Origin of the sequence: Methylobacterium sp. 17Sr1-1 (assembly GCF_003173775.1) — a bacterium.
Classification (GTDB): Bacteria; Pseudomonadota; Alphaproteobacteria; order Rhizobiales; family Beijerinckiaceae; genus Methylobacterium.
In genome coordinates, this window is sequence record NZ_CP029552.1 from 4,012,644 (window position 1) to 4,025,000 (window position 12,357).

A 12,357-nucleotide genomic window follows, 5' to 3' on the forward strand; every position below is an offset into this window, starting at 1 on the left:
CGTTTTCGCGTGAGCGATCCGATGCCGTTCGCCCCGCCGCCGCCCGATCCGCCCGCCCTGGTGCGTCACGCCGCGGCGGCGCCCTGCGAGGCGGCCACCCGCGCGCGCCTGCTGGCGCCGCCGATGCCCGGGGACGACGAGGTGCGGCTCACCTGCTCGGTGCGCCTCGCGCCGGGGGACCGGGTGCGCAAGCGCATCGTGATCGAGGGCGCGGCGGCGTCGGGCCTCACCCTCGACTGCGCCGGCGCCAGCCTCGGTCGCCCGGGCGAGGACGCGCATCTCGGTGCCTACACGATCGCGATCCGCTCCCGGCCGCCCTCCCGCCCGGGCGAAGGCTGGGATCGCCCGTCCGACATCCGCATCCGCGATTGCCAGGTCTTCGGCCACGTCCGGATCTGGGGCATGGCCGAGAACGGGCAGGGCCCGCTCCTGCGCGAATCCTCGCACAGCCTCGGCCATACCGCGCGCGCGCAAGCCGCCAGCCCGACCGACGTGACGATCACCGACACGACCATCGTCGCCGCCGGACCGATCCCGCTCTACCTCGGCCCCGGCGTCACCCGAGTGACGTTGCGCGGCTCGCGGCTCGCCGGCCGCTCGGTCTCGACGGCGCTCTACCTCGACGCCGAGAGCGCCGAGAACCGCATCGAAGACAACGATGTCGAGACCGAGACGGCGCGCGAGCTCGTCGCCGTCGACGGCTCGGCCCGCAACCGCATCACCGGCAACCGCTTCACCCTGCGCGGCCAGGGGGGGTTACGCCTCTACCGCAATTGCGGCGAGGGCGGCACGGTCCGCCACCAGACTCCTTCCGACAACGTCATCACCGGCAACACCTTCCGGACCAGCGGCTTCTTCCAGGCCGCGCCGATCGTGGTCAATTCCCGCAACGGCTGGCGGCTGACCTGCGGCGAGGATGCCGGCTATCCCTTCGGCAGCAGCCTCGACAATGCCGACAACGGCACCGGCAACGTCGTCGCGCCCAACACGGTCGAGTGATACGAACGGCCTAAGTGCACCTCACAAAACTCCCGCCGCGCTGACGCCGCCACAGCGAGCGACAACGGCGATCGGGAGTTTTGCGAGAGACACCAAGATGCTGACGCATCAAGGTCGATCTCGGGCAGGCCCGAGATCGACGAGGCCGTTGACCCATCTCGCATTCTCGACACCAGGTCAAAGGCTTGGCGAAAATTCGAGAACGGAACCAAAGGTCGTCTTCGACGACCGTTGGTATGAGCTCTCACGCGCGCGCGACCAGAACCAGGATCGCCGCGAGGCTCGCGATCGCGACCGGCATCTGGACCGGGCGCAACCGCGCGAAGAACAGGGGCGCCTCGCCGCGCCGGGCGGCGATCGGATCGAGCACCGCGACCGCGCCGTAGCCGGCGATCAGCAGCCCGGCGGCGAGTCCGGTGCGGCTCAGGGCCACCGCCAGCAGGGCTCCGAATCCGAGGACGAACAGCGCCAGCATCGTGGCGATCTGCATCACGGTCGCCCCGCCCTCGGTGCGGAAGCTGACCCCGCGGCAGACCCCGGAGAAGAACAGCAGGATCGCGCAGGCCCAGAGCAGCGTCAGCGTGACCGCCGCCTCGCCCGGCTCGCCCCCGAGCGTCCAGGATGCGGCCGCGCCGGCCACGAAGGGCAGCATCGGTCCGAAGCCCAGGGCGACGCTGAGCCACGGCACCGCCCGGGGCTCGTGGATGGTGAGAATGCGCCCGGTCGAATCGTCCTGCATGGTCTTCCTGTCTCCCGCCGAACTCCTCCCTAACGGCGCGACGCGCCCGTCGCGACAGCATGGGACGACGATCGCCGCCGCCCGACCGTCTGGCCCATCGGCGTTCGCCCCTCTATGCTGCCTGCAAAAATCGGGAGGAACAGAGATGGGTCGGACCGCGAAACGCGCTCTGTCTTGGCCGCTGGCGGCCGTGCTTCTGGCAAATGTTTGCTCGACGGGCGTCGCGCACGCCGCGGACGGGCCACCTGTGCAGGAAGGTTTCTCGACCGAGCGCCTGGCGCGCATCGCCCCGGCGATGACCCGGGAGATCGAGAAGGGCACGGTCCCCGGCGCGGTGACGCTGATCGCCCGCAACGGCAGGATCGTCCACTTCGAGGCGCACGGGTTCCTCGATTCCGCGAAGACGAAGCCGATGACCCGCGACGCGGTGTTTCGCGGCTTCTCGATGACGAAGCCGTTCACGGCGGTCGCCGCGATCGCGCTGATCGAGCAGGGCCGGCTCGGCCTGCGCGATCCACTGTCGCAGTACTTCCCCGAATTCAAGGAGATGAAGGTCTACGCGGAGGTGCGCGACGAACGCGGGCGCACGAGCCGCGTCGCGGTGCCGGCCAAGCGCCCGATCCTGGTCTGGGACCTGTTTCGCCACACCGCGGGCTTCACCTATGGCGGCTCGGCGCCGTTCCCGGAGATGAAGGAGGCCTACGAGAAGGCCGACATCGAGAGCCTGAACGGCGACCTCTCGAACGACGAGTTCGTCAAGCGGCTTGCCGCGATCCCGCTCGCCTACGAGCCGGGCACGCGCTGGGAATACTCGGTCGCCACCGACGTCCTCGGCCTCGTGGTCGAGAAGGTGTCGGGCCAGCGCCTCGACCGCTTCCTCGACGAGACCCTGTTCAAGCCCCTCCGCATGACGCAGACGAGCTTCCAGCTCCGGCCGGACCAGGCCGCCCGCTTCGCCGACGCCTACGATGCCGATCCGCTCAAGGCCGACCTGTGGAAGCTCGCCCGCAGCGAGCAGGATCCGGGCAAGCGCTACCTCCACGGCGGGGCCGGCGCGGTCATCACGGCCGAGGATTACTTCCGCTTCGCCCAGATGGTGGCGAATGGCGGCGAGCTCGACGGGGCGCGCATCCTGTCGCGCGAATCGGTCGAGTTCATGCTGTCGAACCACCTCCAGGGGCTCGAGGGCGCGCCGACCCCGACCACCGGCCCGGGCTACGGCTTCGGCCTCGGCTGGGGCGTGCGCCTCGACGAGGGCGGGGCCTGGATCCCCGGCTCGAAGGGCGACGCGATGTGGGCCGGGGCCGGCGGCACCAGCTTCACGGTCGACCGCAAGGAGGGGATCGTCGGCGTCTTCCTCGCGGCCGGCCCGAGCACGCGCCAGCACACCCGCTTCCTGTTCAAGAACCTCCTCTACGGGGCGCTGGTGCAATAGGACCCCGCGTCAGGCGGCGCGGCGGTCGGCATAGAGGCGGCAATGCTGCAGGTAGCCGACCTCGTGCAGCCCGGCGAGCTCGACCACGCTCGACCACAGCCAGGACGGGGCCTCGCCGTTGCAGCCGCGCGTGACCTCCGCCCGCCACGCCGCGCAGGCGTCGTCGTCCATCTGTCGGCCATGGGCCCGGCCGACCACGGTGGCGAGGTAGTGGGCAGCCCGCACCGCCTCCTCGCGGCTGAACTGGTCGACGTCGAGCTTCAGGTCCTGGGGCGCGAGCTCGCGCATCACCACGGGCCTGCCGAGGAGCTGCACCGGCAGCATCCGCTCGCCGAGATTCGGCGCGAGCGCCCGCGCCCCGGCGACGACCCGCTCGGCGGCGTCGGCGGGCATCCGGGCGCCGGGGGCCGGGGGCGCCGCGGGCGCGACCGCCTCCTTCAGGTCGACCAGGGCCAGCCGGCCCTTGCGGTGCCCCCCACCCTTGTCGTGCCCCTCATCCGGCTCCTCGATCCGCACCAGGGCGGCGTAGCGCAGGAAGCCGAGCGAGCTGCAGCCCTTCATCCAGTAGGCGGCGTCGATGAGGCGAAGATCCGCCGCCGCGTCGCGCCCGTTGAGGGCCAGCACGAGGCGGCGCACCGCGTCCTCGCCGAACACCTCGCGCAGGGCGTCGCGCTCCGCCGCGTCGAGGGCCCAGAACTTGCGCCCCAGGGGGATCCGCGGCTCGACGTCCTTCAGCCGCTCGCGGGCGAGCTGCTTCCAGTGCCGGCCCAGCGCCCGGCGGCGCACCGTGCGCACCACCTCCGGCTCGGGCGGTGCCTCGCCGGCGCCGGGTTCGCCGAGTTCGCCTCCGCCGAGGCCCTGCGCGTAGCCGCGGATCATCTCCTCCAGCATCCGGGCCGTGACCACGCCGGGCAGGTCCGAGCCGCGCGCCGCGCTCGCCAGAGACAGACCGAGGCGGACGAGGTCGTGGGTCGGGTTGCCGATCACCGTCTGGTCGAGGTCGCGGATCTGGATCTCGACCCGCCCATCGGCATCGGCGAGCGGCCCGAGATTGCCGAGATGGCAATCGCCGCAGATCCAGACCGCGGGCCCCTCCGGGAGGGTGCCGCGTGGCAGGCCGTCGAGCCACTCGTAGAATTTGAGGGTGTTGCCGCGTACGTAGGCATGCGCCGACCGCGCCATCTTCAGGGTGCGCTGACGTTCCAGCACCGCCGCGCGGTCCTGCGGGCCGAAGCTCCGGATCTCGGACATTCCATCACCTGCGTGAGCACGGCCGACACGCTACCTTGGCCGCCCCGGTCAACGCACGAGAACAGGTGGGCAACGCGCGTCGTTTCGTCCCTGGTGTGGATGAAGATGGAGGCTCGGACGTAGCAGGGACGAAAGCGGCGGTCCGGTCGGCCGTCTCGCGGCCCGCAGCCGGTCGCGCGCATATCGGTGGCTGGCCGGTGAGGTCTCCCGGGGTGTGCACCTGGCAACCCCGGGTTGGGCCAAGACGCGCTCACGCGCTCCGCCCGTCCTCCCCCGGCCAGTCCAGCGCCGCATATTGCGTCCGCAGCTCGCGCTTGAGCAGCTTGCCGGCGGTGTTGCGGGGCAGGTCTTCCTGGAACAGGATGCGCTTGGGCACCTTGTACGGCGCGAGCCCGGTGCGGCAATGGGCGATCAGCTCCTCGGCCCCGGCACGCGCGCCCGGGCGCAGCACCACGACCGCCGTCACGGCCTCGATCCATTTCGGGTGGGGCAGGGCGATCACCGCCACCTCCGAGACGCTCGCGTGCGTGAACAGCACCTCCTCGACCTCGCGGCTCGCCACGATGGTGCCGCCGGTCTTGATCACGTCCTTCACCCGGTCGACCACCGTGATGTAGCCCGCCTCGTCCATGATCCCGACATCGCCCGAGTGGAACCAGCCGCCGCGAAACGCCTCGCGGGTCTCCTCCGGCTTGTCCCAGTAGCCGGCCATCAGCTGCGGCGAGCGGTGGACGATCTCGCCGCGCTCGCCCGGGGCGACGTCGCGCATCGCGTCGTCGACGATCCGGGTCTCGACGTTGAAGACCGGGCGGCCGCAGGAGGCCGGGCGGGCATCGTGCTCCTCGGGGCGCAGCACGGTGGCGAGCGGCGCGATCTCGCTCTGGCCGTAGCAATTGTAGGGTTTGGCGCCGGGCAGGCGGGCGCGCAGCTCCTCGAGCACCGGCACCGGCATGATCGAGGCGCCGTAATAGACGTGGCGCAAGGATGTCAGGTCCCGCCGCGCGAAGTCGGGCGAGCGCAGGAGGCTGATCCACACGGTCGGGGGCGCGAAGAACGAGGTGAGGCGGTGCTCCTCGATGAGGCGCAGGCAGGTCTCGGGCACCGGCGCCTCGATCAGCACCGTCTCGGCCCCGGCGAGGAGCTGGGGCATGGTGAAGGCGTGCATCTGCGCGGTGTGGTAGAGCGGCAGGGCGGCGAGCGCCCGGTCGCCGGGGCCGAAATCGAGGGCGGTGACGCAGCTCAGATACTCGGCGATGAGACCGCGGCTCGTCATCATCGCGCCCTTCGGCGCCGCAGTGGTGCCGGAGGTGTAGAGGAGCTGCACCACGTCCTCGTCGGCGACCGGCACGTCGACGGCCTCGACCTCACCGTCGCCCTGCGCGAGCCGCAGCACGTCGAGGTCGGTGCCACCGAACAGGGTGCCGAACCAGGGACCCGCTCCCTCGTCCAGCGCTTCCCGGGCGTTGCCGGCGAGCGCCGGATCGACGATCAGCACGCGGGCGCCCGACTGCTCGACGATGTAGCGCAGCTCGCGCCCGGTCAGCGCGTAGTTGACCGGCACGTGGATGAGGCCGGCCCGGGCGCAGGCGAGCCACAGGATCAGGTAGGCGTCCGAGTTGCGCCCGAGCGCGCCGAGCCGGTCGCCCCGGGTCAGGCCCGCCTCCAGCAGGCCCCGAGCCACCCGGTCGACGGCGCAGTCGAGGGCGTCGAAGCTCCAGCGCCGCTCGCCGAAGGTCAGGGCGGTGCGCTCGCGGTAGCGGCGTGCCGTGCGGCGGAGCGCATCGGAGATCGTGTCGCGCCGGGCGCGCGCGGCCTCGGGTCCGGCGAAGGTGCCGTCATGGTCCATGGTCGTTTCTCCCTCGTGTCTTCGTTGTTGTCCCCCTTTGTCTCAGGGCGGCGGGGACATGTCACGCGGGGGCGCGAGGGCGCGCCCGGCCCTCGACCGCGTCGGTCTTCCGACGAGGACGCTTCCGGATCCGGCCGCCGTCGTCGACAGTGCGGGGACGAACGACAACAGGAGGACACGCGGATGCGACTCGGACTCGACGGCAAGGTGGTGCTGATCACCGGTGGTTCGAAGGGCATCGGCCTCGCCTGCGCCCGCGCCTTCCTCGACGAGGGGGCGCAGGTCGGGATCGTCTCCCGCTCGAGCGACAACCTCGACCGCGCCCGCGCCGCGCTCGGTCCCGTCGCGGGCTTCACGGCCGACCTCGTCGATCCGGCCCAGGCGCTCGGCGCCCTCGACGCCCTGGAGGCGGCGCTCGGGCCGGTCGACGTTTTGGTGAACAGCGCCGGCGCGGCGAAGCGCGTGCCGCCCGGGGACCTCACGCCGGAACGCTGGCGGGCCGCTTTCGACGCCAAGCTCTTCACCTACGTCAACATGTTCGACCCCGTCGTGAAGCGGATGGCCGCCCGCGGCGCGGGCGTGATCGTCAACGTCATCGGCAGCGGCGGCAAGGTCGCGGCCCCGACCCACATCGCCGGCGGGGCCGCCAACGCCGCCCTGATGCTGGCGACCGCCGGCCTGGGTCAGGCCTATGCCGGCAGCGGCGTGCGGGTCGTCGGCGTCAGCCCGGGCCTGACCCGGACCGACCGGGTGGCGGAGGGCATGCAGGCCGAGGCGGCCGTGCAGGGCGTCGCGGTCGAGGAGGCCCGGGCCCGGGCGGAGGCCGGCATCCCGCTCGGGCGCATGGCCGAGCCGGAGGAGATCGCCGCGGCGGTCGTCTTCCTCGCCTCCGCCAAGGCGAGCTACGTCACGGGGGTGACCCTCACCATGGACGGGGCGAAGGCCGCCATCGTCGTGTGATCCCGCGCCCGCCACGCTGCGCGCAGCGTGGCGGGCGCCATGGTCCACCGCAGCGGCGCGAGAGCCTGATCGGGGTGACCCGATCAACGAGACACCCGCCGCGTCATCCCGGGTTCTCGCCGTCGGCGAGCCCCGGGATGACCAGGAGGGTGTCATGTCGGCCATCTCACGCGAGCCAGCCTCTTACATCTTCGTCGTGGAGTGGGACCGGATGTACGACAGGGGAGGCGGCTCGTTGTAAGAGCAAAGAAACAAGTCGGTAGGTGTCAAATCAAGCCGACCACCGAGATCGTCATCATGTCTCGCGCTAGGACCAGAGCAACGTCGCCCGCAAATCAGATCGAAGTAAAAAAATCGTCGCTCTCGCAAGAAGTATTTGTCTAAAAAGAAATATGATTGAAATCTTAATTTCATAATCGAGGCATGCCGAGACGGTATGCGGACCCCCCTCGGCCTCGCGGCGACCTACGTGGCGCAGATCAACACGATGGCCGCGCATTTCGACAAGATGCGCGTGGTCGAGAGCCTGCCCGGCCCCGGGGACGACGCGGTCCCGACGGTCATGGAGGTGCAGGACCTCACCGTCCCGGCCCGGCATCCGGCTGCTGAAGCGGAGCGCCACCCCCGACCCGGAGGTGGCCGACCTGCCCGACATCGACAAGGTGCGCCGCCCGCCGCCGCACCTGCAGCGCCCGAAGGTTTTTTGTTTTGACCGCATTGTCTACGACGAACCGGCATCCACTTCGTCGGACCATGCTCTAGCCGAGCTTGCCGGCCGCGGTCTCGAGCAGGCCCATCGCCTCGTCGCCGAACTTCTTGCGCCATTCCGCGTAGAAGCCGCTCTTGCGCAATTCCTCCTTGAACGGCGCGGTGTCGACGTCGTTGAAGGCGAGGCCCTTGCCCACCAGTTCCTCGCGCAACGAGGCGTTGAGCCGGGCCACGTCCTTGCGCTCCTCCAGGCAGGCGGCGTTGACGGAGCGGGCGAAGACGTCCTTGAGGTCGGCCGGCAGCTGGTTCCAGGCGCGGCGGTTGATCAGGAACCACCAGCCGTCCCACATGTGGTTCGTCACCGAGCAGTATTTCTGCACCTCGTAGATCTTGGCGGTATTGATGATCACCGGCGGGTTCTCCTGCCCGTCGACCACCTTCGTCTGCAGGGACGAATAGACCTCGGCGAAGTTGAGGCTGGTCGGCGCCGCGCCGAGCGAGCGGAACAGCGAGGTCCAGAGCGCGCTCACCGGCACCCGGATCTTGAGGCCCTGGAGGTCCTTCGGTTCCCTGATCGGCCGCACGCTGTTGGTGATCTGGCGGAAGCCGTTGTCCCAGATCCGCTCCATGACGACGAAGCCGGCCTTCTCGATCTGGCCGCGCAGGTGCGCGCCGAGCGGCCCGTCCATGCCGCGCCAGACCGCGTCGTAATCCGGGAAGGCGAAGCCGAGGCCGTAGATCGACGAGGTCGGGATGATCGTCGAGAGCACGTTGACGCCCGACAGCGCGAAGCATTCGAGCGCGCCGGAGCGCAGCTGCGAGAGCATGTCGCTTTGCCCGCCGAGCTGGTTGTTGGAAAAGATCTGGAGATCGACCCGTCCGTCGGTCTGTGCCCGGATGGCGTCCGCGGCCTTGCGGCCGTGGATGTTGATCGGGTGGGTCTCGGGCACGTCGGTACCGAGCTTGAACACGAACTCGGCGGCGCGGGCGTAGCGGAGCGGAAAGGCCGAACCGACCAGTCCGGCGCTGAGCGTGCCGGCGACCAGGGCGCGGCGCGAGAGGGGGGCGCTCGACATCGTTCCTCCTGAGGGTTTTTTCGTTGGCGGCGGGGGCCGCGGGGCGGGTGTTTTCTTGGTTGTATTTCACATGGCCGGTGTCATTCGCCGAAAACCGATGGTCCACTCTCCGCGTCATTCCGGGGCCGCGCAGCGGAGCCCGGAATCCAGAACCGCTGGGGGCCCAGGATCACGCGGAAGATGTGCCGCTTCGTTCTGGATCACCTGCGGTTCTGGATTCCGGGCTCTTGCCTTCGGCAAGCCCCGGAATGACACTGAGGGTGTCACGACCGTCGAGCGAACCGTCCGATTGCTCACAACGCGATGATCGGCTTGATCTCCTCGAAGCTCTTCATCCGGTTCAACGCCGTATCGACCTCGTCGAGGCTGTAGCGTCCTGTCACCATCGTGTGGAACGGCACCTCGTGCTGGTGGTTCGCCACGAATTCCAGCGCCTTCCAGTACGCCTTGGCCTGGCCGGAGAACGAGCCGAGCACCCGCAGGTTCTTCGCCACGATGTTCGAGGGCGCGATCGTCGTCGTCCCCTGTCCGAGCTGGCCGACCACGACGTAAGCGGCGCCGCGGCGGGCGAGGTCGAGCCCCTCGCCGAAGGCGGCGGGGTGGCCGGTGAACTCCATCACCACGTCGGCGCCGCGCCCGTCGGTGAGCGCCCGGACCCGGTCGAGGCGCTCGGCGTGGCTCGTCGTCTCGATCGAGATCACCTCGTCGGCGCCGAAGTCGCGGGCGAGCGCCAGCCGCGCCTCCGGCGCGCCGAGGGTGACGACCCGGCGCGCGCCCGAGATCTTGGCGACCGCGGTGGCGAGCAGCCCGAGGGGCCCGGCGCCCTGCACCACCACCGTGTCGGTCGGATCGACCCGGCCGAGGACGTCGAACGCGTTCATCACCGAGCGGAAGGCGCAGCTCGCCATGCTGGCGAGCTCGTTGGGCACCGAGTCGGGCACCTTCACCCGGCCGGAATCCGGCAGCACGTAGCCGTACTCCGAAAAACCGCCGAGCAGGTAGGGCGCGACGTCCATCCGCTCGTACATGTACTTGCGGCTGTACTGGCACAGGGTCGGCTCGCGGGCGACGGTGCAGAAGTAGCAGCGCCCGCAGGCCGTGTGGGTCCAGGTGATGCGGTCGCCGACCCGCAGGGGCTGCCCGACCGAATCCCGCTCCGTCCCGGCCCCCATCGCGACGATGCGCCCGACCATCTCGTGGCCGATGATCACCGGCAGATCGACCTTGAGGGCGAGCGAGCCCTGCCAGAGATGGACGTCGGTGCCGCAGACCGAGCAGGTCTCGATCTTCGTCAGGATCGTGCCGGGCTCCAGTTCCTGGGGAACCGGCACCTCCTCGATGCAGACCGGGGCCTTGAACTGCCGCACCACGGCGGCGCGGCTGGTCTTCGGAAAGCGCATCATGACCGTTCCCCCGGTTGCCCCTCGGGCGCCATCGCGAGCACCCGGCGCGCGAGCTTCAGGTGGGCGATGTCGATCATCCGGCCGTCGAGGACGGCGACGCCCGCGCCGCTGCCGTCCAGCAGCCGCACCACCTCGCGCGCCCAGGCGACGCGCTCCGGCGGCGGTGTGAAGGCGGCGGTGACCGCCTCAAGCTGGTCCGGATGAATGCAGAGCTTGCCCGAGAACCCGTCGGCGGCGGCTGCCCCGGTCTCGGCCTGGAGGCCGGCGGGGTCGCGGGGATCGGGAAACGGCGTGTCGACCGCCGCGACGCCGGCCGCGGCGGCGGCGATCAGAAGCCGGTCGCGGGCAGCGGCGACCGGCGCCGCGAGTCGGCCGTCGGGCCGGCGCGGGCTGATGCCGAGATCCGCCGACAGGTCCTCGGCTCCGAAGCAGAGGGCGCGCAGGCGCGGCGACACGCCGGCATAGTTCATGTCCCGGAGCGACTCCGCCGTCTCGGTCGCGAGCAGCAGCACTCCGACGGATCCGGCCGGCACGCCGCCGGCGGCCTCCAGCACGTCGATCTGGCCGGCGAGCATCGCGAGATCGGCCGGCGCCGTGCATTTCGGCAGCAGGATCGCGGCGGGCCGCGCCGCGACGACGGCCGCGAGGTCGGCGAGGTACCAGGCGGTGCCGCGCGGGTTGATCCGCACGATCAGCGTGCCCGGCCGGGCGCGCAGCATGGCGACGACCTCCGCCCGCGCCGCGTCCTTGGCGGCGGGCGCGACGCTGTCCTCCAGGTCGAGGATGACGCCGTCGGCGCCCGATCCGACAGCCTTCTCGACCTTGCGGGCCGAATCGGCCGGGGCGAAGAGCAAGGAGCGCAGCCTCATCGGGTCGTCTCCGTCCGGCCGATCTCGGCGGCGATGTCGGCCTCGTCCTGGCCGAGGGAAGGGGCGAGGCGCCGGATCCGCCCGGGCGTGCGCGACAGGCGAGGGAAGGGCGCGTGCATCGGCACCGCGCCGTGCTCCGGATCTTCGACCTCGACGAGGACGCCGCGGCCCTTCACGTGCGGATCCTCGGCGAAGCCCGCCGGATCGTAGACCGGGCCGACCGTGACTTCCGCCGCCTCGAAGTAGGCGAGGTTGTCGGCGAGATCGCGCTCGGCGATGAAGCCGCCGACGATCGCGTCGACCTCCTCGACATTGTCGAGCCGGGCGGAGTTGGTGGCGAAGCGCGGGTCGGCGATCATCTCGGGCCGGCCGATCGCGCGAAACAGCCGGGCGGCCATCTCTTGCGTCGAGGCCGAGAGCGCCAGCCACTCGCCGTCGCGGGTGCGGTAGACGTTGCGCGGCGCGGTGATGCTGACCCGGTTGCCGATGCGCGAGGGCACCCGCCCGGTCAGCCGGTGGATCGCGGCGTCGGGCCCGAGGGTCGCGTGCAGCGGCTCCAGCAGCGACAGGTCGACGACCTGCCCGGCGCCGTCCGGGCGTTCCGCCACCCGCAGGGCCGCGAGCGTGGCGAAGGCCCCCGACAGGCCCGCCACCATGTCGGCGAGCGCGAGGTTCGGCAGGGCCGGCGGCTTGTCGGAAAAGCCGTTCTTGGCGGCGAATCCGCTCATCGCCTCGATGAGCGAACCGAAACCCGGGCGCTGGGCATAGGGGCCCGTCTGCCCGAACCCGCTGACCCGGACGATCACCAACTTCGGGTTGAGCCCGAGCAGGACCTCCGGCGAGAAACCCGCCGCCTCCATCACGCCGGGCCGGAACCCCTCGATCAGAACTTGGGCAGTGGGCACCAGGCGGCGCAAGGCGGCCTTGCCCTCGGGCTCGCGCAGGTCGAGGCGGATCGAGCGCTTGTTGCGGCCGTAGACCTTCCACCAGGCCGGGATGCCATCGTCCTGCCAGTGCCGGAGCGGGTCGCCCCGGTCGGGTTCGAGCTTGATCACGTCGGCGCCGAAATCG

11 protein-coding genes (1 of these 11 cut by a window edge) are annotated in these 12,357 nt (G+C 70.9%); 4 read left to right on the forward strand and 7 right to left on the reverse strand.

Annotated features, from left to right (window positions below; all coding sequences use genetic code 11):
* Nucleotides 1-21: 21 nt before the first annotated feature.
* Nucleotides 22-999, forward strand: a complete 978-nt coding sequence (locus DK412_RS18065) for a right-handed parallel beta-helix repeat-containing protein (RefSeq protein WP_162596233.1) — start codon at nt 22-24, stop codon at nt 997-999.
* 244 nt (nt 1,000-1,243) lie between these two features.
* On the opposite strand, the gene DK412_RS18070 is transcribed toward DK412_RS18065, so the two are convergent.
* Nucleotides 1,244-1,738, reverse strand: coding sequence for a DUF3429 domain-containing protein (locus DK412_RS18070; protein WP_109973074.1), 495 nt, complete (start codon nt 1,736-1,738; stop codon nt 1,244-1,246).
* Nucleotides 1,739-1,985: 247 nt separating this feature from the next.
* Here DK412_RS18070 and DK412_RS18075 point away from each other — a divergent pair, with 247 nt between their 5' ends.
* On the forward strand, nt 1,986-3,173 hold the full coding sequence (locus DK412_RS18075) for a serine hydrolase domain-containing protein (RefSeq protein ID WP_245447059.1): 1,188 nt from the start codon (nt 1,986-1,988) through the stop codon (nt 3,171-3,173).
* Nucleotides 3,174-3,182: 9 nt separating this feature from the next.
* On the opposite strand, the gene DK412_RS18080 is transcribed toward DK412_RS18075, so the two are convergent.
* Both DK412_RS18080 and DK412_RS18085 read right to left on the reverse strand, forming a co-directional pair.
* A complete protein-coding gene (locus DK412_RS18080) occupies nt 3,183-4,424 on the reverse strand; it encodes a DUF2252 family protein (protein ID WP_109973076.1) in 1,242 nt (413 codons plus the stop codon).
* A 250-nt stretch (nt 4,425-4,674) separates the two neighbouring features.
* A complete protein-coding gene (locus DK412_RS18085; protein WP_109973077.1) occupies nt 4,675-6,270 on the reverse strand; it encodes an acyl-CoA synthetase in 1,596 nt (531 codons plus the stop codon).
* A 183-nt stretch (nt 6,271-6,453) separates the two neighbouring features.
* On the opposite strand from DK412_RS18085, the gene DK412_RS18090 reads away from it, so the two are divergent.
* Nucleotides 6,454-7,230, forward strand: a complete 777-nt coding sequence (locus tag DK412_RS18090; RefSeq protein WP_109973078.1) for an SDR family oxidoreductase — start codon at nt 6,454-6,456, stop codon at nt 7,228-7,230.
* Nucleotides 7,231-7,666: 436 nt separating this feature from the next.
* Nucleotides 7,667-7,942 carry a hypothetical protein gene (locus tag DK412_RS30265; protein ID WP_162596234.1) on the forward strand — a complete coding sequence of 92 codons (276 nt, stop codon included), beginning with the start codon at nt 7,667-7,669 and terminating at the stop codon, nt 7,940-7,942.
* 46 nt (nt 7,943-7,988) lie between these two features.
* On the opposite strand, the gene DK412_RS18095 is transcribed toward DK412_RS30265, so the two are convergent.
* The 4 genes from DK412_RS18095 to DK412_RS18110 form a co-directional block, all read right to left on the reverse strand.
* On the reverse strand, nt 7,989-9,014 hold the full coding sequence (locus DK412_RS18095; protein ID WP_109973079.1) for a TRAP transporter substrate-binding protein: 1,026 nt from the start codon (nt 9,012-9,014) through the stop codon (nt 7,989-7,991).
* A 293-nt stretch (nt 9,015-9,307) separates the two neighbouring features.
* Nucleotides 9,308-10,417 carry a zinc-binding dehydrogenase gene (locus DK412_RS18100; RefSeq protein ID WP_204165395.1) on the reverse strand — a complete coding sequence of 370 codons (1,110 nt, stop codon included), beginning with the start codon at nt 10,415-10,417 and terminating at the stop codon, nt 9,308-9,310.
* Nucleotides 10,414-11,286, reverse strand: coding sequence for a CoA ester lyase (locus DK412_RS18105; protein WP_109973081.1), 873 nt, complete (start codon nt 11,284-11,286; stop codon nt 10,414-10,416). The genes DK412_RS18100 and DK412_RS18105 overlap by 4 nt, the downstream gene beginning before the upstream one ends.
* A protein-coding gene (locus DK412_RS18110) for a CoA transferase (RefSeq protein ID WP_109973082.1) crosses the window boundary here: on the reverse strand, nt 11,283-12,357 show its 3' portion. The gene runs 98 nt beyond the window's last position; only the last 1,075 of its 1,173 coding nucleotides appear in the window; its start codon lies beyond the right edge, outside the window; the stop codon is at nt 11,283-11,285. The genes DK412_RS18105 and DK412_RS18110 overlap by 4 nt, the downstream gene beginning before the upstream one ends.